Raw genomic sequence first — 24,117 nt, forward strand, 5'->3', positions numbered from 1 at the left:
GCCGCCCCACCGCATCGATGCCAGAATCGCACCATGCGGGGTACGCTCGTCGGCCGCGACGGGGTGTTCGATCAGTCCTGGCGCGCACTGCGCGAGCCGGGCTCGGTGCTGTTGGAGGGCCCGGCCGGCATCGGCAAGACAACGGTGCTGCGGGAACTGGTCACCGAGGCGAACCGGGCCGGCTGGTCGGTGCTGAACTGCGCCCCGACCGAGTGCGAGACCGAGCTACCCTTCGCCGCCCTCGCCGACCTGCTCCGCCCACTGGCGGACCTGGTGGCGGCGCTGCCCCGCCCACAGCGGGTCGCGGCCGAGGTGGTGCTGCTCCTGCGGGACAGCGACGAGACCATCGACGAGCGGGTGGTCGGCGCCGCCACCCGCTCGCTGCTGGAGGCGGCCCTCGCCGCCGGCCGGCCGGTGCTGGTCGCCGTGGACGACGCGCCGTGGCTGGACCGGCCGAGCGAACGAGCACTGCGGTTCGCGCTTCGCCGGGTCGGGCCCGGGCTGTCCATCCTGGTCAGCTGCCGCACCGACAACAGCGCGGCGCTGCGGATCGCGCCACTCGGGCTCGACGCCGGTCCCGGCCGACTGACCCGGCTGACCCTGGCGCCGCTGGGCGTGGGCGCCCTGCACCACCTCCTGCGGGAGCGGGTCGGTGCCGTCCTGAGTCGTTCGCTGCTGGCCCGGATCGCCCGGGAGGCCGCCGGCAACCCACTCGTCGCCATCGAGGTGACCCGCGCGGTACAGCGCCTGCCGCAGCCACCGGAACCGGCACAGGACCTGCCGGTGGCCTCCTCGATGCACCAACTCCTCGGCGAGGTGCTCGCCCGGCTGCCGGCCGGCTGTCGCGATGCCGTACGGCTGGCGGCCCTGCTGGGCGTACCTCTGCTTCGGGACCTGGCCGCGGCGGGGGTCTCCCCTGCCGCGTTCGACGCCGCGGAGGAGGCCGGGTTGCTCGTGGTCGGGGCCGCGCGGGTGGAGTTCACCCATCCGGTCTACGCCGCCGCGGTCCGCGCCGGCATCCCGCCCGGCGTCCGGCGCGGCCTGCACCGCAGGCTGGCCGAGGTGGTCACCGATCCGGACGAACGGGTCCGGCACCTGGCCCTGTGCACCACCGCGCCGGATCCGGTGGTCGCCGACGCCCTCGCCGCGGCTGCCGCCCGCCAGTACGCGCGGGGGGCGCCGGAGGCCGCCGCGAACCTGTACGAGTCCGCGGCGCGGCTCACCCCCACCGACGACGAGGCCGATCGTGGCCAGCGGCTGTTGGCGGCGGCCCGGTGCCGCTTCGGGTGCGGCGACCATCCCGGGGCACGGATCGCCGCCGAGGCGGTGGCCGAAGGGTTCGGCGGCGACGTCCGGGCGGAGGCGCTGCTGCTGCGCGCGGTGGTCGCGTGGAGTGCCGACGAGTCCGGCGGTACGGCGGTCGAGGCAGCCGGGCGGGCGCTGGCCGCGACCAGTCCGGACGCCCCGCTGGCCGGCCGGATCCACGCCCACCTGGCGCTCTTCGTCGACCTGCCGGATCCGGCGCGGGCCCACGCCGAGGCCGCCATCGCCCTGCTCACCGGTGCCGGTGGGGACCGCACGCTGCTCGCCGCGGCGCTGCTGCACCTGTTCTTCAACGAGGTACGCGCCGGCGAACCGCCCCGCGTCGAACTGCTCGACCGGGCGCTGGAGATGGAGGGGCCGGAGCCGTCATGGCTCGCCGGCACGATCCCGGCGATCTGGTGGAAGTCGATCGACGATCCGGCGCGGGCCCGACGACGGCTGGGCCGGATGCTCGACCTGGCGGCAGCCCGGTGCGACGAGCCCTCGCAGTACGACCTGCTCAAACACCTCGGCGAGACGGAGCTGCTCGCCGGGCGGTGGTCGACCGCCGAACGGCACATCGCGGCGGCCCGGGAACTCGGCGAGCTGCTGGGCACCGAGGCGACCGCGGAGATCTGGCTGGCCGGGCTGCTCGACGCGTTGCGCGGCCGACTCGACGTGGCGCAGCGGGTGGCCGAGGCGGGGCTGCGACTGGGCGAGCGGCTCGACGACGACTGGTGTCGGCGGATCCACCTGCAACTGGGCGCGTTCGTGGCGCTCTGCGCCGGCCGGATGGCCGACGCCGCGGCCGGATACGGTCGACTCGCCGCGACGGTCGACCGGATGGGTCTGGCCGAGCCGCTGGCACAGCGCTTCGAGCCCGACTGGATCGAGGCCTGCGTGGGCGCCGGTGACCTCGTCACGGCACGGGTTGCCCTGGCCCGGCTGGCGGAGCGGCACCGGCGGTTGCCACGCCCCTGGACGCGGCTGGGCCTGGCGCGCAGCCGGGCCCTGCTGGACAGCGCCAGCGGCGCCGACCCGTCGGCCGCCCTGGACGAACTCGCTGCCGCGCGGTCCGCCGTGCCGCCGGAGGTGCTGCCGCTGGACCGGGCGAGGTGTCTGCTGGTCGAGGGCGTGGTGCACCGCCGGTCCCGCCGCAAGCGCCCGGCCAGGGAGGCACTGGCCGCCGCGGCGGCCGAGTTCGACGCGCTGGGCGCGACGGTGTTCGGCGGGCGGGCCCGGGCCGAGGCCGCCAGGCTCGGCGGGCGGCCGCCCGCACCGTCGGACCTCACCGCCACCGAGGAGCGGGTCGCCCGGCTCGCCGCGCAGGGACGGACCAGCCGGGCCATCGCCGACGAACTGTTCGTCAGCCCGAAGACCGTCGAGACCAACCTGTCCCGGGTCTACCGCAAGCTGGGCATCTCCCGTCGGGCGGAACTGGGTGCCGCGCTGGCGCGGGTCGGTGGAGCCGACGAACAGGCGCGCGGGCCGGCGGCCACCGCCAGCGCGCCGGCCAGCGCGGTCAAAGGCTAGGGAAACGCCGGATTCATCCACGGCCGGGTGGTCGTAGCGTCGAACTGTCACTCCCGCCGGGCCGACTCGTCCGGCCGGCACGTCAGCAGACCCTGCCGCCCGGAGGGCCGGCTTCCGCCACCGGCGCGGTCCCACACCATGTCGAGCTGCCCGGCCCGGTCGCGGTCGGGTGTCAGAAGGGAACCGAACACGTGCGTCGACTGATCCTGCCCGTGGTGCTGGTGGCCGCGCTCGCGCTGACCGGCTGCGACAGCGCCGAACCCACGCCACCGGCGGCCGGCCCCGGCGCGGACGCGGAGACCGACCTCGACCTGCCCGCCGACGGTGCCGGCAACCAGACCCCGGCCTGCCCGTTCACCGCGGCCCAGGTCTCCGAGCTGGTCGGCCAGTCGATGGCCGACGACGGCAACTGCAGCTTCGGCGACGGCAAGGGAGTGGCGGCGCTGTCCGTGACGACCGCCTCCCAGCTGGCCGGCGAGACGACCTACGACTACCAGCGCCAGCAGGCCGAGCAGAGCTACCAGACGGTGACGGACCTCGACGGCGACGGTAAGGGTTACCTGGCGGTCAAGGACATCGGCGCCGAGGCGGTGCTGGTCGGCGGAGCCGGCAGCTTCACCGTGACGCTGAGCAGCTTCGAGCGCCTCGGCGCGGAGCCCGACGGCTACGCGCAGGCGCTGCGCCGGCTGCTCGACGCCCTGCCCCGGTGACACCACGCCCCGAGGAGACGACCGTGAGGTACCTCAAGCTCGCCGCGGCGGCCGCTGCCGTCGCCGTTCTCACCGCCTGCGGCGGCAGCGCCGAACCTGCCGCCGCGCCACCGCCACCGACCGAGGTGGCCGAGCCGGCACCGCCCAGCGAGGCGACCGAGGCGGAGCCGTCGACCGAGGCACCACAGGTCGACGCCTGTGCCCTGGTGCCCAAGGAGGACGCCGAGAAGCTGGCCGGCACCCGCCTGGAGGATGCGGTGCCGGTCCGCGAGACCTGTACCTACACCGGGCCGACGTCGGGTCCGTTGGCGCAGGTGGAGGTGTACGTGGGCGACGGAGCCAAGAAAATCCTCGACGTCGACCGTGACCTCGACCACGAGTTCGAGACGCTGTCCGGGATCGGGGACGAGGCGTACCTGGAGGACGGCGCGGTCTTCTTCCAGTCCGCCGGGGTGTGGGTGGCCATCCGACTGGTCCGGCTCGACGACCCGGCGAAGTACGACAAGCCGCTGACCGAGCTGGCGCGGACGGTCGCCGGGCGGCTCTGAGTCCGGCCGGGGCCGATCACGCCGCCTTCCGCTCGGCGGGCGACGCCTCCCCGTCCTGACTCCGCAGTTCGTGACGCTGCGCCTCGAAGCGTCGCCGGATCACCTCGACCGCCTCCTCCTCGTGGCAGCCCAGGCTGCGCAGCAGGTCGGTGGCGACGGTGCGAATCTGGGCCACCACCACGCTGCCGGAGAAGCCGACCCCCTCGTCGTACGCCTCGGCGGCCCGGTCGACCGCTCTGAGGACCAACTGCTCGGAGCGCGTCGTGCGCTGCCGACTCTCCGCCTCGACCTGCAACAGCGCCAGGGCGTCGCCGAAGTAGTGCACCGCAGCCGACAACCCGGCCGGCATCGGTTCGCCGTCGCGGACCGCGGTGGCCGCCCGGCGCAGCATCTCCTGGCCGCCCCCGACGGACAGGTCGAGGTAGCGGGTACCGCGTTGGTAGTGCTCGAACTCGCCCCGTCGGTGCCAGCGGGCCGGCGACACCGCCACCGCCTCCTGTGCACCGGAGACAGCGTCGTTGAGCAACGCCAGTTGGGGGGTCAGGCCGTACAGCCCGTCCCGGGCCCGGGCCACCGCCCCGGCGTCGCCCCGGGACATCCCGTCCGCGGCGTCGTGCAGGTGCTCGATCAGTGCGGCAAAGAGGGGGCGGGCGGCCCGTTGGATGATGCGCACCGGGTTGACCGGCAGCAGGGCCACCACCACCACGGCGGAGACCGCGCCGATGACCGCGTCGATCACCCGCGGCACCTCCAGTCCCCGCTGGATCGGCGAGAGGGTCGCGATCAGCACCGCCGTACCGCCGGCCTGGGTGACCACCGCGCCACCCCGGCTCATGGTCAACGCGAGCAGGATGGCCAGGGTGACCACGGTGCCGATCTGCCAGGGGCCGGTGCCGATCACCATGATCAACGCGTCACCCACCAGGAGACCGGCCAGCACGCCGACAAGCAGTTCGAGGGTGCGCCGGGTGCGCCGCCCGATCGCGGCGGCGATGGTGCCGACGGCGGCGCTGGGAGCGAACACGGGCGACGGGTGGTTCAGCAGCTCGTGCGCCAGCGTCCAGGCGAGCGCGGCGGCCACCCCGGACTGCACCGCGAGGATGGCGTACAACTCCAGGCTCCGACGTCGCTCCCGCCAGTTGATCTTCCGGCTGATACCGCCGACCGTCCCGGCTACCACGGCCTCGAACCGGTCACCGGCACGACGCGCCCAGCTCCGGTCGTCCTCCGCCACCGCCACGCCGCCGACTACCCCGCGAGGCCACGCTCATTCGCTGCCTGCCGGACCAGTGCCGCCTGACTCCGACTGCCGCCACCGATCCGCTGGACGTCGGCTTTCCACCCCTCCGGTACGACGGGCCACCCCTGTTGCTCATCGGGCCACCCTCCCCACCTGGAAAGAAGGAGACTAAATCGCAGAACGTCAATTGACAAAGTTGATGATCCCAACTTATGGTGCGAGCCGGCCGGATGTTTCCGGTGGACCGGCGACGCCCGGCCAGCCACCCCGTCGACACCATCACCACGCGAGGAGCGTCATGGCTGGGCTGAAGGGCACACTACGCAGGACACGATGGCGATTCGGCCTGGTCGCCAGCGGCGTCGCCGCACTACTCGCCGGTGCCGGCCTGATCACCGCCGGCACCGCCCACGCGGCGGCCGGATGCCGGGTGGCGTACTCCGCCCCCAGCCAGTGGCCGGGCGGGTTCACCGCGAACGTCGCGGTGACAAACCTCGGCGATCCGCTCAACGGTTGGCGACTGACCTGGACGTTCCCCTCGGGGCAGCGGGTCACCCAGGCCTGGAACGCCACGGTCACCTCGTCCGGTAACGACGTCACCGCCAGCAACGTCGGCTACAACGCCGCGCTGGGCACCAACCAGACCGTGTCGTTCGGCTTCAACGGGTCGTGGTCCGGCAGCAACACGGCACCGACCACGTTCGCCCTCAACGGTGTCACCTGCACCGGCAGCGTCGGCACCACCCCGCCGCCGACCACCACCCCGCCGCCGAGCACGCCCCCGCCGACGACCCCGCCGCCCACGTCGCCGCCGCCGGCCGGCGACCCGATGGCCTACGTGGCCGCGATGCAGCCCGGCTGGAACCTCGGCAACACCTTCGACGCGGTCGGTGCCGACGAGACCGCGTGGGGCAACCCGCGCGTCACCCAGGCACAGCTCGACGCCATCCGGGCACAGGGCTTCAACAGCATCCGCATCCCGGTGACCTGGAGCAACCACCACGGCCCCGCCCCGTCGTACACCATCGACGCGGCCTGGCTGAACCGCGTCAAGGAGGTCGTCGGCTGGGCCCTGGACGACGGCTTCTACGTGATGATCAACCTGCACCACGACTCGTGGCAGTGGATCCACGAGATGCCGACGAACCGGACCACGGTGCTCAACCGCTACAACGCGCTGTGGACCCAGATCGCCGCCGCGTTCCGGGACCACTCGCCGAGGCTGCACTTCGAGAGCGTCAACGAGCCGCAGTTCGCCAACAGCTCCGGCGACGCCCAGAACGCGGAGCTGCTGCACGAGCTGAACGTCAACTTCCACCGGATCGTGCGCGCCTCCGGCGGCGTCAACGCCACCCGGATGCTGGTCCTGCCGACCCTGCACACCTCCTCCGAGCAGGCCCGGATCAACGAGCTGACCACGACGATCAACCAGCTCAACGACCGCAACCTGATCGCCACCGTGCACTTCTACGGCTACTGGCCGTTCAGCGTCAACGTGGCCGGCGGCACCCGCTTCGACGCCACCACCCAGCAGGACCTGACCGACTCGTTCGACCGGGTGCACAACGCCTTCGTGACCCGCAACATCCCCGTCGTGATCGGCGAGTACGGGCTGCTCGGCTTCGACCGGCACACCGGCACCATCCAGCAGGGTGAGAAGCTCAAGTTCTTCGAGTTCCTCGGCCACTACGCGCGGACCAAGCGGATCACCACCCAGCTCTGGGACAACGGCCAGCACTTCGACCGGGTCGCCTTCCAGTGGAAGGACCCGGAGCTGTGGGCCCAGATCAGGTCGAGCTGGACGACCCGTTCCGGCACCGCGTCGTCCGACCAGGTGTACGTGCCGCGTACCGGCTCGGTCACCGCGAAGTCGTTGACCCTCAACCTGAACGGCACCACCTTCTCCGGGTTGCGCCAGGGCAGCACCAACCTGGTGCAGGGCACCGACTACACGGTCTCCGGCAACCAGCTCACCATCACCGCCAGCGCGCTCACCCGGCTGGTCGGCAACCGGGCGTACGGGGTCAACGCCAGCCTCCAGGCCCGCTTCTCGGCCGGCGTGCCCTGGCGGATCGACGTGATCACCTACGACACGCCGGTGCTGTCCAACGTCACCGGCACGACCGCCGCCTTCGCCATCCCCACCCAGTTCCGCGGCGACCAGCTCGCCACCATGGAGGCGAGGTACGCCGACGGCAGCAACGCCGGCCCGCACGACTGGACGTCGTTCAAGGAGTTCGACGTGGCCTTCTCACCCGACTACCCGGGTAACCGGATCACGTTGACCGACACCTTCTTCGGCGAGGTCCGCGACGGCGCACCGGTCACCCTCACCTTCCACTTCTGGAGCGGTGCCCAGGTGACCTACCGCGTCACCAGGTCCGGCAGCAACGTCACCGGGGTCACCGGCTGACCGGCCCGCGCCACCGGCCGCCCACCGGGTGGCCGGTGGCGCGCGGCGGTCATCATGGGCTCATGATCCGATTCCTGCTGAACGTGCTCTGGCTCATCTTCGGCGGTGGTCTGGTGCTGGCGATCGGCTACGGTATCGCCGCCCTGATCTGCTTCGTGCTCGTCATCACCATCCCGTTCGGCGTGGCGTCGCTGCGGCTGGCGTCGTACTCGCTGTGGCCGTTCGGCCGGACCCTGGTGCCCAAGCCCGGCGTCGGGGTGGCCTCGGGACTGGCCAACATCATCTGGGTGCTGCTGGCCGGCTGGTGGCTGGCGCTCTCGCACATCGTCGCCGGCGTCAGCCTCTGCCTGACCATCATCGGGATCCCGTTCGGCGTGGCCAACTTCAAGCTCGTCCCGGCGGCGATCTGGCCGTTGGGACAGGAGGTCGTACCCGCACCGTGAGAGTTGAAGGCGTGTTTCCGACAAACGACCTGACCGGCCGGGTGGCCCTGGTCACCGGGGCCAACCACGGCATCGGCGCGGCCACCGCCGTCGCGCTGGCCCGGGCGGGCGCCGCAGTGCTGGTCAGCTATCTACGGTTGGACGACCCGCCGGATGCGGGCATCCCCGACACGTACCGGCGCAACCGGGCCGGCGACGCGACCGAGGTCGTCGAGCGGGTGCGTGCCGTCGGCGGCCGGGTGCTTCCCGTCGAGGCGGACCTGGCGGACCCGGCCGTCCCGGCCCGGCTGTTCGACATCGCCGAGCGCGAGCTGGGCACGGTCGACATCCTGGTGAACAACGCCAGTGGCTGGCTGGCGGACACCTTCAAGCCCACCGCCGTCGACCGGCACGGCCGCACGCTGCGGCCGGTGAGCGCCGAGTCGTTCGACGCCCAGTTCGCCGTGGACGCCCGCGCGGGCGCCCTGCTGATCGCCGAGTTCGCCCGCCGCAACGTCGCCGCGCGGCGCGGCTGGGGGCGCGTCATCAGCCTCACGTCGGGCGGCAACGACGGCTTCCCCGAGGAGGTCTCCTACGGTGCCGCCAAGGCGGCCCTGGTCAACTACACGATGGCCGCGGCACACGAGCTCGCGCCGTTCGGTATCACCGCCAATGCCGTGCACCCGCCGGTCACCGACACCGGCTGGGTCAGCGACGAGGTACGCGCCGCCGTCGACGACGACCCGCACCTGCTGCGGGTGGCCGAGCCCGAGGAGGTCGCCGACGTGATCACCTTCCTCGCCGGGGAGAGCGGGCGGCTGGTCACCGGCAACGTGGTCCAGCTGCGCTGACGACTCACCAGTGGGCGCCGCCGCAGACGCCTTCGGCGTCGCGTGGCTCGACCTGCAGGGTGGCGTGCTCGATGGTGAAGCGGTCGTGCAGCAGCTCGCGGGCGGCGGCCAGCACCGGGGTCAGCTCGGCTCCGGTGTCCAGGGTGAGGTGTGCCGAGGCCACCTCCATGCCCGAGGTCAGCGTCCACACGTGCAGGTCGTGCACGTCGGCGACGCCGTCGAGCCCGCGCAGCCCGTCGCGTACCTCGGCGACGTCCAGGTGCGGGGGCGCGGCCTGCACCAGCACCCGCAGCGCGGCGCGGGCGAGGCGGTAGGTGCGCGGCAGGATGAACAGCGCCACCCCGACGGCGACGATCGGGTCCGCGTACCACCAGCCGGTCAGCGCGATCACCCCGGCCGCGACCAGTACGCCGACCGAGGCGAGCAGGTCACCGAGGACCTCCAGGTAGGCGCCGCGCACGTTGAGGCTCTCCGTCGACCCGGCGCGCAGCAGCAGGAAGGCGGCCACGTTGGCGACCAGCCCGCCGACGGCCACCACGAGCATCGGGCCGACCAGCACCTCCGGCGGCTCGTCGAGCCGCCGCACCGCCGCCACCAGCACGTAGAGGGCCACCCCGGAGAGCAGCACCGCGTTGGCCAGCGCCGCCAGGACCTCCATCCGGTACAGGCCGAAGGTGCGCTGGCCCGCCCGGGAGGCCCGGCTCGCGGCGGTGATCGCGGCGAGCGCCATGCCGATGCCCAGCACGTCGGTGAACATGTGGCCGGCGTCCGACAGCAGGGCCAGCGAGCCACTGACCCAGGCACCGACCGCCTCCACCAGCATGAAGACCGTCAGCAGGACGAAGGCCGCCCACAGCCGCCCGCGGTGCTTCTCCCCCGCCCGGGCGACCTGCCGCCCGTGATCGTGCCCGGCACCCACCCCGCACTCCCTCCGTCCGTCCCACCGCAAACATATGCTGACATTGCAATGAGTGCAACAGTTGCTCGGCCACCACCCTCGCGATCTTGCACTTCCGGTCGGCGAGATGCGTGTTTTCACCGCTTTTGCGGGGGCCAGAAGTGCAAGATCGCGGGGAACGTGGCGGAGATCAGCGGGCGCGGCGGTTGGCCAGCAGGGCGTTGAGGATCACCGTTGGGGTGACCAGGGAACTCGGGTGTTTGCGCATCGAGACGACGTCGTTGAACCGGCGGGCGGTGGCCACGTCGGTGACGGTCGCCGCGATGATCTGCCGGCTCACCCAGCTGGAAAGCCGGTAGCCGCGTGGGTAGGGGCCGTCGACGTGCGGCAACGCCAGGTCGGCCGAGGTGGAGATCGACCAGGCGGCGTCGACCACGACCTTCTGGAGGGCGAAGAAGTGTCGGGCCGGCAGGCCGAGGTCCGGGCGGGACCGCAGGTAACTCGCCAGGCAGGCCGCGTGCAGCGCGGCGGCGGTGATGCCCTGGCCGTACACCGGATTGAACGAGGCGACCGCGTCACCGACGCTCACCAGCGCCGCCGGCAGCCGGGTCAGCGCGTGGAAGTCCCGGCGCCGGCTGTCGGCGTGCCGGTAGGTCTGCACGTCGCCGAGGAGTTCGCTGTCGGCGACCACCGCGAACTCCGGCGGGAACTGCTCCCGCAGCCGGCGGACGAAATCCTCGGCGGTACGGCCGGGACGGTTCTCCCCGTAGCCGGCCATCATGGCCATCCACCGACCGTCCTCGATCGCGAAGAAGGCGGCACCGGCCACGTCCACCGACCTCGTCGGGCTGTGCAGCGCCAGCACCACCGCGTGCTCCGGGTTCGCCTCGTGGCGCCGGAACAGGGCGGTCGCGTAGTTGAGGTCCACCGTCATCCGCCGCAGCGCCGGCCGCTGCCAGCCGGCCTCCGCCAGCCAGTCGGACAGCCGGCTGGACCGCCCCATGGCGTCCACCACCAGGTCGGCGTGCTCGACACCGGCCGCACCGCCGACGTCGCACCGCACTCCGCTGGTCACGTCGCCGTCGAAGACCAGGCCGGTGGCCCGCGCGGTGACCGTCTTGACGTTCGGCAGTCGCAGCACCTGCTGCCGGATCAACGACTCCAGCAGCGGCCGGCTGCCGGCCAGGCTGTCCGCGTCGTCCGGCACGACGACCTTCAGCCGGCCGTCCAGGTAGTTCCGCCGGGCCGCGGGCGGAGCCTCCACCGCCCCCTGCGCCAGGGCCTGCTCCCGGAACCCGGGGAACAGCTGCTCCAGCAGGAGGAACCCGCCGGGCAACAGGGCGTGCAGCTGGGTTCCCTGTGGTACGCCCGGTCGCCCGCCGGTCGCGTGCAGGTCGTCGCGGTCGACGACCACCACGCTCTCGGCGTGATCGGACAGCACCCGGGCGGCCAGCATCCCGGCGATGCTGCCGCCGACCACCACCGCCTTGCCGACGACGGGAGACGACTGGTCGGGCGGTCGCACCGCGTTCAGCGCGGCGAGGACCCGAGCCGGGGAGCGGGACATCGTGCTCTCCAAAGGGGTACGAGGTGGGGCGCCGTTCCGCCTGCCTGCCAGTGACCGTTGCTCGGTCAGGCCGACGGAGCCGGACGGTCGGCATGACGCCCAACGATCGTTGCACAGCAAGGGAACGCCGACGGCGAACCGGTCGTACCTCTGTCACGCGGCCTCGTCGGCTCAGGTCCGGGCGGCACCGTCCGGCGCGGCGTCGCGTCCGCTGCCCACCCGGTTGACCAGGTACCCGAAGGCGGCGGCCGTGAAGAACATGACGATGCCGTAGACCGCGCCGGGAATCGCCATCCGGGTGCTGTCGAGCAGCGCCGGACTGAGCGCGACGGTGATGGCCAACGTGCTGTTGTGGATGCCGATCTCGAACCCGGCCGCCTTGGCGGCGCTGCGCTCGACCCCGGCCAGCCTCGGCACCCCGTACCCGATGCCGAGGCTGAGCAGGTTGAACGCGAGTACGGCCAGACCGACGGAGACGAAGTAGTCGGCGAGGTTCTCCCGCTCACCGAGCACCGCACCGGCGATCACCGCGACCAGCACCACCACGGACAGCACCCGGACCGGACGGTCCAGCCGCTCGGCCACCCGGGCCCAGCGTGCCCGGACCAGCATGCCGACCACGACCGGGACGAGCACGATCGCGAACACCTGGAGCACCTTGTCGAACTGCAACCCGATGCTCCGTGCGTCGCCGAGGAAGTACGCCGCCGACAGGTTGACCACGATCGGCAGGGTGAACACGGCCAGCACCGAGTTGATGGCGGTGAGGGTGATGTTCAGCGCCACGTGGCCGCCGAACAGGTGACTGTAGAGGTTGGCCGTGGTGCCGCCCGGCGAGGCGGCCAACAGCATCATCCCGACCGCCAGTTCGGGCGGCAGGTCGAAGGCGAGCACCAGGCCGAAACAGAGCGCCGGGAGCAGCAGCACCTGGCACCCCAGCGCGATTACGGCGGCCTTCGGGTGCCGGGCCACCCGGCGGAAGTCGCCGGTGGTCAGGCCGAGACCCAGACCGAGCATGATGATGCCGAGGGCGACGGGTAGTCCGATCAGGGTCAGGGCGGAGTCCATGACACGACATCGTTACCACCGGGTAATGCACTGGCAATCCTCCATGCGGCCGGGGTGCCCGCTCCCCCCGCTCAGAACTGGACGACCCGCCCCACCCGGGGCGGGGTTCGGCCCGCGAGCACGTCGAGCCAGGCACTCTCCAGCGCGGCCGGGCCGGTGCCGAGCTGGACGTCGACCCATCCGCCGGCCACCTCCGTGAAGCGCCGCCAGGCGTCGGCGAAGCGTCGGTCGAGCCCGTCGCGACCCCAGTCGAGGCGGCGTTTGCGCATCTGCACCGGGGCGAAGAAGACCTCCCCGGCGGCGTCGGCGTTCGGGATCTGGTTGGTCAGGCCGACCGCGATGTCGCGCACCAGCCGGTCGCCCAGGTGCCGCCGCAGGGCAGCCCGGGTCGCGGGAGCACCGGACAGGTCGAGGTACGCGGTCGGCACCGGGTCGAGGGCGGTGATCCCGTCGTACGGCAGCACCTCGTCGTAGCAGCCGAGCGCGCGGGTGAACTCGACGTTGCCGGGCGAGGTGAGCCCGACCAGACGTGGGCCGCGCCCGCGCAGTTCGACGGCGGCGGCGTACGCGGTCTTGCTGGACGCCGACGAGACGACCAGCGACGTCGCGCCGTAGCAGTCGTTGTCGACGACCTGGTCGGCCAGCATGAAGGAGGTGAAGAACAGCGGCCGGAACAGGATCAGCAGGTCCTCCTGGTCGGCCTGGTACGCCGGGTCACTCACCGTCGAGCGGTACCCGTTGTACGGCGAGGGCAGGTCGGCCCGGTGCGCGCTGGCGTCCCGGAACCCGGTGGCGTCCACCCTCGCCGGCCGGACCACCAGGTGTCCTGCCGGCGGAAGGTAGCCGTACACCCGGCACCCCACCTCGACCTCGGCGACGGTCGAGGCGACCACCTCGGCGAAGCCCCACACCGGCGGCAGCCCCCACTGCCCTCCCAGCCCGTGGTGCTCGGGTGGAAAGAACTCCCAGTAGCGCATCGAGTCGCCGAGCACCGCGTAGGTGACGTTGTTCGCGGTCAGTCCGACACGGTCCACGCGCAACAGCGCCTCGCCGTCGGACAGCGCGGGCACGGCACGCTCCACCAGGGTGGTGCGGCTCAGCTCGGCACGGGCCACGGCGAACGTCCAGGAGGCAGCCATGCCGAAGACGCTAGGCAGCCCCGGCCTCCGAAACAAGATGCACTGTAGGTGCAAAATCCCACTCCTCGTCGGCACCGCACAACCTTTCCGGTCGGCCCGGGGTCTTCCTGTCATGAACGATGCCCAGGCAGGGCTGGAGGGGCGCAGGTGACCGATGACGGCTTCCGCGAGTTCGTCGAGATCAGGTACGCGGACCTGGTCCGGACCGCGTACCTGCTGACCGGTTCCCGTCACGCGGCCGAGGATCTGGTGCAGATCGCGCTGATGCGGGCGATGCGCCGGTGGAGTCAGGTGGACGAGCCGATGGCGTACGTCCGCCGGATCATGGTCAACGAGCGGACCCGGCTCTGGCGGCGGTTCGGTTCCCGAGAGCTCCTCGCCGGTGTCACAGGTTCCTGGCGGTCTCCGAGCGAGCCTGGCCGGGACCTGGCCCACGATGTCGTGGTCCGCGACGAGATGCTCGCCGCGCTGCATCACCTGCCACCCCGGATGCGTGCGGTGCTGGTCCTGCGCTACTGGGAAGACCTCACCGAGGCCCAGATCGCCGACGCGCTCGGATGCTCGGTCGGCACCGTGAAGAGCCAGTCCTCACGGGCGCTCGCCCGGCTCCGGGCGGTGCTGCCGGCGGCACCGCCCCGGCCGGTGACATCGGAACAACCGGCACCGTGCCGCGACGTCGACAAGAGTTCGCTGGCCGCGGTGCCGGACGCGTCGAGAAGGAGAGATCCGAGCGATGGCCGATGAGATCAGGCACGCGCTGGCCCGGCTCGCCGAACCGGTGGTGCCCGAGCCCGACCCGTACCAGCGGTTGCTACGTCGCGTACGGCGACGCCGGCGGCGACAGGCGGCGTTGACGGGTGTGGCCGCCCTGGTGTTGGCCATGGTGACCATACCGCCCGTGGGTCTTGCAAGCCTGCTGAGGACCGACGAGTCCACGCTGGCCACGGCGGCGTACCAACCGGCGAGTCCGATCGACGATCCGATGGTGCGCCGGCTGCTCGACTCACCCACCCGCGGCAGTCTGGCCGGCGACACGGCGCTGATCGCCACCATCGAACGGGAGTACCGGGCCGCCCGCGCCGAACTCCTTGTCGATCCGTCGTTGGACGAGGTGCGGGTGCTGTTCGCCGACGACATGCCGGGCGCGTCCCGCGTGGTGGTGGTGGCCTACCTGAACGACTCGCACGCACTGATTCGCCACAGCAGCGGCCCGGAGGGTGCGTCCATGCCGGAACTGCTCGACCAGACCGGGACGCCGGACGAGCCGCAGGAATTGACTCCGTACGTCTTCTTCGCACGGTACGCCCCCAGGGGCGACGACCACGTCGCCGATCTCGCGGTCGGCCTGGCACCGGCCGGTTGCCGCGTGGAGGTCTCCAACGCCGGTCGGCTCCAGCCGGACGGCTCCGTCGTCCGGTCCTGGGCGCGGATGAACACCGACGGTTACGCGGTGCAGGGGGGTGAGCCGGCCGGACGGTGGCAGTTCACCTGCGACGGGACCGTGCGGTACTCCGGCCCGGCCGTCCAGGCCGGCGTGCGGACGAACCTGACGATCACGGAGGCGCAGGAAACCGACCTCGGCAAAACCGCCGTCCGCGAGCTGCGCGACGTGCTCGACGGCGAGGGACTCGTCGGCTCGACGCCCGAGGTGTTCTGGACCGGTCGGTTGCCCACCTGGGTCCCCGATGCGCCGGCAGCCGTCCTGGTCCGGTCCTGTTCGCTCGACGGCGGTTGCGCCGCGCTGCTCAAGGCCGACGCTCGTGCGCTTGCGCGATCACACCCAGCGATTCCGCCCGACCACCGGACCGGCATCGGCAGCGCCGCCCTCGTCGCCGTGCCGTTGCCGGGCGAGACCGCCGGTGTGCTGGTGGCCGGGCCGGAATCGGCAGCGCGCGCCGAGCTGGTCGACGCGCGGGGGTCGACGATGACCGATGGACCGCTGAACGACGGCATCGGTGTCTTCAAGATCGACCATCGCAAGGTCGCCGGGGTAAAGGTCTTCGACAGTGCGGACCAGCCGTTGCTCACCGCTGCCACGCCGCACCTCACCGAGGACACGCATCAACTCGCCGAGCCGACGGTCTGGGCCTGGTGAGGCGTCATACCGGACCCATTCGACTCGGGAGGGGCACGCCGACGGGGAGGCCGGGTGTGGCTACGCCGCCATGCGGCGGGTCAGTTCGGCCGCCCGGTACGCCGCGACCCGGCGGGCCGCACCGGCCACGAAGCGCCGCAGCGGCGCCGGCGCGTCGGCGGTGACCCGCTCGTGCACCCGGGTGCCCGCCGACAGGGCGGTCAGCGTCACCACGGCCCGCAGGGACACCCGGCCCGGGCTGCGCACCTGGCTGACCAGCGGGCCGTGCGGCGGCGTCGACACCATGCGTACCCGGATGCGGTTGTCCCACCGCACCGGCCCGACCAGCCGGAACCGCTCGACGGCGAGGTACTCGGCGACCGCGCGGCCCTCGGCGTCGTGACCGTGCCGCACCTCGTCGACCGCCACGATCAGCGGCGACAGTCCGATGTAGCTGCGCGGATCGGCCAGGTGCGCGTACACCACGTCGGGCGCAGCCGCGACGGTGCAGGTGGTCTCGAACGCGATCGGCGGCTTCCGGTCCTCGGGCACGCCCCATGGTGGCACGGCGGCGACGGAGTCCGTACCGCCGCGGGTCCGACCGGTCGACCCGGCGCGGCCGCGCGGTCGCCTTGGTCACCGCGCGAGCTACCCCCGCGCCGCCTTCGCCAGCCCCCGTTCGACGGCCGCGACGAGCTGCGGGCGCAGTTCCTCGGGCCGGATGATGGCGTCCACCGAGCCGACCTCGACCGCCCGCTGGATGCTGTGCACGCCGTCGAACTCGGCGGCCACCTCCGCCAGCTTCTCCGCCCGCACCGACGCGCGTACCTCCATCAGCCGCGTCACCAGCGCCGCCCGCTGCCCGCCGCTCGCCGCCGCGACGCGGGCCTCCAGCTCGGCCACCCGGGGATCCTTGGCGGTACGGGCGTCGACGTCGCCGGCGAACACCACGGCCGCGGCCGGTGCGCCGCCGATGACGGAGGCGAACGAGCCCGCCACGGCGAGGACCGTCATGTTCGGGTTGAGCGCCTTGGAGAAGACCACGAACGCGCCACCGTGGTACCGCGAGATCACGCAGAAGACGATCGGTCCGTCGAAGTTGACGATCGCCCGGCCGATCTCCGCGCCGTACTCCAGTTGCAACTGGCGCATCGACTCCGGTGAGCCGTCGAAGCCGGAGAGGTTGGCCAGCACCACGAGCGGCCGGTTTCCGCTTGCCGCGTTTATCGCCCGGGCGGCCTTCTTGGACGAACGCGGGAAGAGCGTGCCGGCGGTGTAGGTGTCCGGCCCGTCGGTGGGCGGGAACCCGCGCCGGGGCACCGAGCGGGACTCGATGCCGAGCAGGCACACCGGGATGCCGCCGAGGTGCACGTCCTGCACGACCGCCGTCTCCGCGTCGGCCATGCCCGCCCAGCGTTCCAGCACCGCGTGGTCCTGGTCGGCCAGGGCCCGCATCAGCGTACGGATGTCGAATGCCTTCTTGCGGTCGGGGTTGCGTTCCCGGGAGAAGATCTCGCCAACGGTGGTGAAGTCGCTGTCCGGCACGGCGTGCGGGTAGTCGGAGATGTCGCGGTCGATCGGGTCGGTGGTGACCGCACGACGTGGTCCGCTCTCCCCCGGTGCCACGTAGGCGTGGTCGTGGTACGCCATCAGCACCCGGTGGGCGCCGCGCAGGTCCGGCGCCCAGTACTGGGCCTGACCGTTGGGACCCATCACCCGGTCGTAGCCGCCGATGCCGAAGTTGTCCTCGGCGGAGACCCCACCGGAGAAGTCGAGCGACTGCTTGCCGGTCAGCACCATCGCCGAGTCGGGCGTCATCACCAGGATTCCCCGGGTGTGCATGAGCATCGTGGCCTCGGCGTTCCAGTACGGCTGGGCACCCACGGTGATTCCCGCGACGACGATGTTGATCTCACCACCGGCCTGGGTGAACTCGACGATCCGCTTGAGCGCGGCGGCCACCCAGTCCATGTTCTCGGTGCCCGAACTCATCGAGATCCGCGCGCCGGCCGACAGCGCGAACCAGTCGACCGGTACCCGCATCCGCTCGGCCAGGTCGAGCGCGGCGATCACCCGGACGCACTCCGGCTCGGCCAGCGCGCCCAGCGCCCTGGTCGGATCGCCGAGCAGCACCACCCGGGTGACACCCTCCGGATAGCGCTCGGTGGGCGTGCTCGCCACACCGACGACGATGCCCGCCGTGTTCTGGCCCTTGGGTCGCCGCACCGGCACCAGCTCGCCGGAGTCGGTCAGGTCGTGCTCGACGAAGCTGCCGTTACGGCCGGCCAGCAGCTCGGTCAGCTCGTACGGGTAGGTGGTGCCGCGCCGCCGAGCCGACAGCACCTTCTGCCGGTAGTCGTCGAGCGGTTGGATCAGCTCCGTCGTCGGCTCGGTGACGGAGATGCGCATGCCCTCGGCGTAGGAGATCTGCACCGCGATGTCGGTCAGCTCACCGGTGTCCGCGTCCCGCTGGCGGCCGAGGAACAGCACCTCCTCCAGTCCGGCGTCCGCCGTGATCGGAAGCACCCGCTGGGCGACGGTGTTCAGCTCCTCGATGCTCAGCTCGTTGGGCGGCCAGACGAAGATGGTGATCCGGTTGGTGTCGAACCGCTTCTTCGCCGGGCGCTGGGCCTGCACCTTGCGGATCGCGTCGAGGCAGGCGTCGAGCGCACCCTCGACCGCGGGCAGCGCCAGGATCCGACCGTCGGTGTCACGCAGCGGGGTGAGGTCGCGTACCTGGGCCATCGCGGCCAGCCGCTCGTCGGCCGGATTGTCCGGGGCGACGCAGTGGAAGAGGTACACCTCCTCGTCGGCCGAGGGCAGCCGGGTCAGGTCGAAGTTGCGCAGCCGGGGCAGTTGCAGACGCTGGGCGATCAGCGGGTGCAGGCCCCGGATCACCCGGTCTTCGCCCAGGTCGGGCCGGAAGGTGAAGTGGTGGTGCATCTCGGCGCCGTTACGCCCGGCGACGGAGATCGTCACCCGCTGGAGCATGTCCAGCAGGCCGGCATTGTCGAGCACCTCCCGCAGGGTCGCGGCCATCGCCTCCGCGTCGGGCTGCTCGGCCCAGGTCAGGTACACGTCGGCGACTGACGGCGCACGATCGCCGCCCGCCATCAGCGACACCGAGCCGTCCGCGCCGACCAGCGCGGCGATCTTCGTCAGGGTCGCCGGCAGCCCGGCGAAGTCCGTGGCCGCGGCGACCAGTCGGAAGCGTTCGCCGTCGCGGTCGTACCCGGCGGTGAAGAACGACCGCCCCGCCACCTCGACGGCTCGGGCATCGCTCGCACCACGGCTGCCGTAGTAGCGGCGACTGAGCACCTCCAGCATCGGGCCATGGTCGACGCCCGGCCGGCCGATGCGCTGGGCGAGCAGCCGGACCAGCGGCTCCGGTGAGGCGACCATCGTCGCGATCCGCTCGGCCCGGTCGGGCGCGCCGGGGTCGCGGTCGAGGTGACGCAGGTTGCGCCGCACGTCGGCGTACACCTCGGCCCGCTTGCGGCGCAGCATCGGCTGCGCCGCCCAGCGGAACACCACGCTGCGGGCGAGGTCGCCGATCACCGGGAAGCGGCGCTGGGTGGCGAAGATCAGGTGTTCCAACGCCTGACCGACCAGCTCGCGCAGGCTGTCGGCCGGCGGCGGCTCGGTCAGCCACCGTTGCAGGAAGGTGACGACCACCTTCACGTCGGCCGCCGCCCGCTGCTGGGCGAGGAAGATCCGGAAGACGGCCTCCTCCAGCTCCGGGGTCCGTTCGAAGTCCTCGACGCCGTAGTGGGCGAGCACCCGGGCGAGCCGCTGACGGAACGTCTCCGGCAGGGCGGCCCGCTCGACGTCGAGGCACTGGAGGTAGGTGTGGAAGTACTCACGCGGGCTGTGCACCCGGGTGTCGGTCCTGGTCTCCTCGCCGGCCGGCCGGTTGCGGCTGAGCTCGGACAAGTCGGCGAAGACCTGGAGCAGCCCGACCTCCTCCTCCAGTGGCCGGTGCGGCAGTTCGGCCCGGGCGGCCAGGTACGCGGCGAGGACGCGGCGCTCGTCACGCGGGTCCAGGTCGTAGCCGAGCAGCAGACTGCGCAGGTCGGCGATGCCCCGCGCGACCCGGTCGCCGGCCGACAGGCCGGTCGGCTCGGGCGGTAGTTCCAGGTCGACGGCGGTGGACTCGGCGACCTCGCTCACGGTCGGATCACCGAGCGGCTCCAGGCGCAGCAGCGGTGCGCCGGTCTCCACCTGGCTGCCGACGGAGACCAGGCACTCGCGCACCTTCGCCGCGAACGGGGCGCGCAGCACGGTCTCCATCTTCATGCTCTCCAGCACCAGCACCGGCGCGCCGGCCTCGACCTCGTCGCCCACCGCGAGCGGGGTCGCCACGACGAGCGCGGGTGACAGGGAGCGCAGTACGCCGCCCTCGTCGCGGCTGACCCGGTGCGTGACGCCGTCCACCTCGACCAGGTGGATGGGTCCGTGGGTGTCGGTGACCAGCCGGAACCGCCGACCGTTGACCAGGATCCGTCCGCTGTGCTCGTCGTAGCGCTCCAGTTCGACGTCCACCGTCGCCGTCTCACCGACGCCGACCCGGAACCGGTGTGGGCCGGTCTGCGCGACGGAGACCCGGTAGGTCGCGCCGCGCAGCTTCAGGTCGATCGGCCGGCCGCTGACGTGCTGGACCTGGGGACGGCCGCCGTGCGCGGTGGAGAGCAGGCGCTGCCGCTCCACGTGCGCCTCGTCCTCGTACGCCTCGATGGCGGCGGCGGCCAGCGCCACCCCGGAGTGCCGGGTGCAGACCAGGCGGCCCTGCGCGCGGACCCGGTCGATCCAGCCGGTGTCGGCGCTGGCGTCGATCACCTCGGGCTGGTCCAGCAGGTCGAGCAGGAAGCTCTTGTTGCTCGCACCACCCTCGATGATCACCGTGGTCTCGGTGACCGCGCGGCGCAACCGGCTCAGCGCCTCGTCGCGACTGCGGCCGTACGCGATGATCTTCGCGATCATCGAGTCGAAGTCGGCGGGGATCACGTCGCCCTCGCTGACCCCGGTGTCGACTCGCACGCCGGGTCCGCTGGGCAGCACCAGGCGCACGATGCGACCGGGCGACGGGGCGAAGTCCCGGTCGGGGTCCTCGGCGTTGAGGCGGGCTTCGACGGCGTGCCCCGCCTCGACCGGGATCCGGTCACCGAGCCGTCCCCCGGCGGCCACCTGGATCTGGGCCTTCACCAGGTCGAAGTCGGTGGTGGCCTCGGTGATCGGGTGCTCCACCTGCAACCGGGTGTTGACCTCCAGGAAGGCGAACATCCGGTCACCCGGGTGGTAGAGGAACTCCACGGTGCCCGCGCCCCGGTAGTCCACGGCCAGCGCGAGCCGCTCGGCCGCCTCCTTCAGCTCGCGGGTCTGCTCGGCGGAGAGCACCGGCGAGGCGGACTCCTCGATCACCTTCTGGTTGCGTCGCTGCACCGAGCAGTCCCGTACGCCCAGCGCCCACGCGGTGCCCTGGCCGTCGGCGATCACCTGCACCTCGACGTGCCGCGCACCGGTGACCAGCCGCTCCAGGAAGACCACACCGCTGCCGAACGCGCGCTGCGCCTCCAGGCTCGTGCGCTCGTACGCCTCGGCGAGTTCGGTGTCGCTGCGCACCACCCGGATGCCCCGGCCACCCCCACCCGCGGTCGCCTTCAGCATCAGCGGGTAGCCGATCTCGGCCGCGGCGCGCTGGGCCGCGTCGAGGCTCTCCACCGCGCCGCGACTCCACGGCGCCACCGGGACGCCGACCTCCTCGGCGATCAGCTTCGCGCCGATCTTGTCGCCGAGCTTGCGCATCGCCTCCGGGCTCGGACCGATGAAGGTGACGCCGTTCTTCTCGCACAGCTCGGCGAAGGCCGGATCCTCGGCCACGAAGCCCCAACCCACCCAGGCCGCGTCGGCGCCGGTGTCGTGCAGCGCCCGTTCCAGGACCCGGTGGTCCAGGTACGGTCGGGCGGACGCGGGCCCGAGGCAGTAGCTGTGGTCGGCCTCGCGTACGAAGGTGGCCGACCGCTCCGCCTCGGTGTAGAGCGCGACGGTCTCGATCGGCGGGGCGTCGGTCTCGGCATTGAGCTCGCGAACAGCGTGGATCAGCCGCATGGCGGCCTCTCCCCGGTTGACGATGGCGATGCGGCTGAACACCGAGCAGGCCTCCGGAAGATCGTCCCTGACAGGAGGGGACGCTCCCTCGGACAGGGGGGTCCCGCTCAACCAACCTTCGTGGCTACCGGCGGGTAAGGAAGACGTGGGAACTGCCACCTCCGGACAACGGATTTTGTCGGGACCCTCCAACGCCACGCTTGGACCCGGACGACGGGTGGCCCGGGTCACCCCGGACGGGCCCCGAACGACCACACCGGGTCGAGGCGGCAAACACCCTGCGTGGCGGTCAGATCTCCCAAGATCATCAACATTTCCCTGACGGACCTGGTGCTATACGGTCAGCGGGTGAGAGTTGAGCGTCACTGGTGGAACGGCGACCACACCCCACGCGGACGTCGCGACGTCTACATCCGCACGGACGGTGAGTCGTGGGAGGTTGAGGCCCGGGCCGGCGGCGGCACCGGCCGCTCCAAGATCTACCCCTGCCCAGGCCGCAAGTCGGCGGAGATCCTGGCCGGAGCGTGGATGGGCGGCCAGAGCCGCTGGCGGGTCGTGGCACCCTCCTGAACCTCACCGGCAGCCGGCCCGCCGCCGGTCGGGTAGGCTGACCATGCGACCCGCCCGACGGCGGGTCCGATTCGATGTCCCAGACCCCGCGCCGTCGACGCGCCAGGCCACGGCCGGCAACGCAGCGCCGGATGGGACGTCCCCTTCGACGTTCGGAGCCTTCATGGCGGCACGCCGCCCGCAGCAACAGACCACCCCGCCCACCGTCCCGACCTTCGCCGAGCTGGGCGTGCCCGCCGCACTCACCCGGGTGCTGGCCGCGACGGGGGTGGACCAGCCATTCCCGATCCAGGCCGCCACGCTGCCCGACGCCCTGGCCGGTCGCGACGTGCTCGGTCGGGGCCGCACCGGTTCGGGCAAGACGTACGCCTTCGCCCTGGCGGTGCTCACCCGGCTGGCCGCCACCGCCACGCCCCGCCGGCCCGGGCGACCCCGGGCGCTCATCCTCGCGCCCACCCGGGAGCTGGCCACCCAGATCGACAGCGTGATGGCGCCGCTGGCCCAGGCGCTGTCGCTGCGCACCATGACCGTCTTCGGCGGCGTCGCCGCGCGGCCGCAGATCGCCGGTCTGCGCGCCGGGGTCGACGTGCTGGTGGCCTGCCCGGGCCGGCTCGCCGACCACGTGCAGGCCGGACACGCCCACCTGGACGCCGTCGAGATCAGCGTGCTCGACGAGGCCGACCACATGGCCGACCTGGGGTTCCTGCCGACCGTCCGCCGGCTGCTGGAGCTGACCCCGCGCGGTGGGCAACGGCTGCTCTTCTCCGCCACCCTGGACTCCGGCGTCGACGTGCTGGTGCGGCGTTTCCTCACCGATCCGGTGGTGCACAGCGTCGACTCTCCCCGGTCGCCGGTCGCCGCGATGACGCACCACGTGCTGCACGTGCAGGCCGAGGACCGGTTCGCCGTGCTTGTCGACCTGACTGCCGCGCCGGGCCGGACGGTGGTGTTCACCCGCACCAAGCGCGGCGCCAAGACCCTCACCCGCCGGCTGGTCGCGGCCGGGGTCGCCGCAGTGGAGCTGCACGGCAACCTGGCCCAGGGGGCGCGCACCAGGAACCTCAAGGCGTTCTCCGACGGCACGGTGCGGACGCTGGTGGCCACCGACATCGCGGCGCGGGGCATCCACGTCGATGACGTGGCCCTCGTGGTGCACGCCGATCCACCCGTGGAGCACAAGGCGTACCTGCACCGGTCGGGGCGTACCGCCCGGGCCGGCGCGGCCGGGACGGTCGTCACGCTGATGACCGACACGCAGGCCCCGGAGGTGCGGGAGCTGACCCGCAAGGCGGGCATCGCGGCGACCACCACCCGACTGCGTCCCGGGGACGCGCTGCTGCGTGAGCTCGCGCCGGGGGAACGCACGCTCGCGGTCGCGCCGGCCGCCGGAACCCCAGCCACCCGGCGGGAGGTGCCGTCCGCACCCACTGGCCGCCGTCGACGCGGCGGCAAACCCGCCCAGACCAGCGCGACCCGCTCCGCTTCAGCGAACTCGGGGCGGGCGGTACCGGCCGGCTCGGTGCGGTCCGCGTCGGCCGGCACCGGGCGATCCGGTGCCGCCCGGCCGAGCGTCGGGCAGGCCGGTGCCGCGCGCTCCGGTGCGGCGGCGTTCTCCGCCCGGGCCCGGCCCGGCGGGCGTGGCGGCGGGCGCTGAGCGGCACCCCACCCCCGACGACC

Annotated in this window: 18 protein-coding genes; 10 read left to right on the forward strand and 8 right to left on the reverse strand. The window is 72.5% G+C overall.

Features of this window, described 5'->3' with window-relative positions; all coding sequences use genetic code 11:
- Positions 1–33 precede the first annotated feature (33 nt).
- Positions 34–2,835 carry a LuxR family transcriptional regulator gene (locus tag O3597_RS16235; RefSeq protein WP_281601654.1) on the forward strand — a complete coding sequence of 934 codons (2,802 nt, stop codon included), beginning with the start codon at positions 34–36 and terminating at the stop codon, positions 2,833–2,835.
- Positions 2,836–2,882: 47 nt separating this feature from the next.
- On the opposite strand, the gene O3597_RS16240 is transcribed toward O3597_RS16235, so the two are convergent.
- On the reverse strand, positions 2,883–3,026 hold the full coding sequence (locus O3597_RS16240; protein ID WP_281601655.1) for a hypothetical protein: 144 nt from the start codon (positions 3,024–3,026) through the stop codon (positions 2,883–2,885).
- Here O3597_RS16240 and O3597_RS16245 point away from each other — a divergent pair, their 5' ends adjacent.
- The gene (locus O3597_RS16245) at positions 3,027–3,545 is read left to right on the forward strand and encodes a hypothetical protein (RefSeq protein ID WP_281601656.1); all 519 of its coding nucleotides are present in this window, start codon (positions 3,027–3,029) and stop codon (positions 3,543–3,545) included.
- A gap of 23 nt (positions 3,546–3,568) precedes the next feature.
- Complete coding sequence (locus tag O3597_RS16250) at positions 3,569–4,093, forward strand: hypothetical protein (RefSeq protein ID WP_164445391.1); 525 nt, start codon at positions 3,569–3,571, stop codon at positions 4,091–4,093.
- A 16-nt stretch (positions 4,094–4,109) separates the two neighbouring features.
- On the opposite strand, the gene O3597_RS16255 is transcribed toward O3597_RS16250, so the two are convergent.
- Positions 4,110–5,327, reverse strand: a complete 1,218-nt coding sequence (locus O3597_RS16255) for an FUSC family protein (RefSeq protein WP_281601657.1) — start codon at positions 5,325–5,327, stop codon at positions 4,110–4,112.
- 304 nt (positions 5,328–5,631) lie between these two features.
- On the opposite strand from O3597_RS16255, the gene O3597_RS16260 reads away from it, so the two are divergent.
- The 3 genes from O3597_RS16260 to O3597_RS16270 all read left to right on the forward strand — a co-directional run bounded on the left by O3597_RS16260 (position 5,632) and on the right by O3597_RS16270 (position 9,019).
- Entirely contained in the window at positions 5,632–7,746 is a 2,115-nt protein-coding gene (locus O3597_RS16260) for a cellulase family glycosylhydrolase (RefSeq protein ID WP_281601658.1), read from the forward strand.
- A gap of 62 nt (positions 7,747–7,808) precedes the next feature.
- Positions 7,809–8,189: a YccF domain-containing protein gene (locus tag O3597_RS16265; protein WP_099851924.1), complete on the forward strand. Its 381-nt coding sequence runs from the start codon at positions 7,809–7,811 to the stop codon at positions 8,187–8,189.
- The gene (locus O3597_RS16270; protein ID WP_281601659.1) at positions 8,186–9,019 is read left to right on the forward strand and encodes an SDR family oxidoreductase; all 834 of its coding nucleotides are present in this window, start codon (positions 8,186–8,188) and stop codon (positions 9,017–9,019) included. The genes O3597_RS16265 and O3597_RS16270 overlap by 4 nt, the downstream gene beginning before the upstream one ends.
- 4 nt (positions 9,020–9,023) lie before the next feature.
- On the opposite strand, the gene O3597_RS16275 is transcribed toward O3597_RS16270, so the two are convergent.
- From O3597_RS16275 to O3597_RS16290, 4 genes are all read right to left on the reverse strand, one after another.
- Entirely contained in the window at positions 9,024–9,938 is a 915-nt protein-coding gene (locus tag O3597_RS16275; RefSeq protein WP_164445394.1) for a cation diffusion facilitator family transporter, read from the reverse strand.
- 169 nt (positions 9,939–10,107) lie between these two features.
- On the reverse strand, positions 10,108–11,484 hold the full coding sequence (locus O3597_RS16280; protein ID WP_281601660.1) for an FAD-dependent oxidoreductase: 1,377 nt from the start codon (positions 11,482–11,484) through the stop codon (positions 10,108–10,110).
- 171 nt (positions 11,485–11,655) lie between these two features.
- Positions 11,656–12,552, reverse strand: a complete 897-nt coding sequence (locus tag O3597_RS16285; RefSeq protein ID WP_164445396.1) for a bile acid:sodium symporter family protein — start codon at positions 12,550–12,552, stop codon at positions 11,656–11,658.
- A gap of 71 nt (positions 12,553–12,623) precedes the next feature.
- Positions 12,624–13,691, reverse strand: a complete 1,068-nt coding sequence (locus O3597_RS16290; protein ID WP_164445397.1) for a DUF2855 family protein — start codon at positions 13,689–13,691, stop codon at positions 12,624–12,626.
- Between the two features lie 147 nt (positions 13,692–13,838).
- Here O3597_RS16290 and O3597_RS16295 point away from each other — a divergent pair, with 147 nt between their 5' ends.
- Together O3597_RS16295 and O3597_RS16300 are read left to right on the forward strand one after the other, a co-directional pair.
- On the forward strand, positions 13,839–14,435 hold the full coding sequence (locus tag O3597_RS16295; protein WP_164445398.1) for a SigE family RNA polymerase sigma factor: 597 nt from the start codon (positions 13,839–13,841) through the stop codon (positions 14,433–14,435).
- A complete protein-coding gene (locus O3597_RS16300) occupies positions 14,425–15,786 on the forward strand; it encodes a hypothetical protein (RefSeq protein ID WP_281601661.1) in 1,362 nt (453 codons plus the stop codon). The genes O3597_RS16295 and O3597_RS16300 overlap by 11 nt, the downstream gene beginning before the upstream one ends.
- A 60-nt stretch (positions 15,787–15,846) precedes the next feature.
- Here O3597_RS16300 and O3597_RS16305 read toward each other — a convergent pair whose 3' ends face one another.
- Complete coding sequence (locus O3597_RS16305; RefSeq protein WP_281601662.1) at positions 15,847–16,317, reverse strand: SRPBCC family protein; 471 nt, start codon at positions 16,315–16,317, stop codon at positions 15,847–15,849.
- Between the two features lie 96 nt (positions 16,318–16,413).
- Positions 16,414–21,912: a biotin carboxylase N-terminal domain-containing protein gene (locus tag O3597_RS16310; protein ID WP_281601663.1), complete on the reverse strand. Its 5,499-nt coding sequence runs from the start codon at positions 21,910–21,912 to the stop codon at positions 16,414–16,416.
- Positions 21,913–22,218: 306 nt separating this feature from the next.
- On the opposite strand from O3597_RS16310, the gene O3597_RS16315 reads away from it, so the two are divergent.
- Positions 22,219–22,440 (forward strand): hypothetical protein, encoded by a 222-nt coding sequence (locus tag O3597_RS16315; RefSeq protein WP_099851929.1) that lies wholly within the window; start codon positions 22,219–22,221, stop codon positions 22,438–22,440.
- A gap of 163 nt (positions 22,441–22,603) precedes the next feature.
- A complete protein-coding gene (locus tag O3597_RS16320) occupies positions 22,604–24,094 on the forward strand; it encodes a DEAD/DEAH box helicase (protein WP_281601664.1) in 1,491 nt (496 codons plus the stop codon).
- The last annotated feature ends 23 nt before the right edge of the window (positions 24,095–24,117 follow it).

Origin of the sequence: Verrucosispora sp. WMMA2044 (assembly GCF_027497155.1) — a bacterium.
Classification (GTDB): domain Bacteria; phylum Actinomycetota; class Actinomycetes; order Mycobacteriales; family Micromonosporaceae; genus Micromonospora; species Micromonospora palythoicola.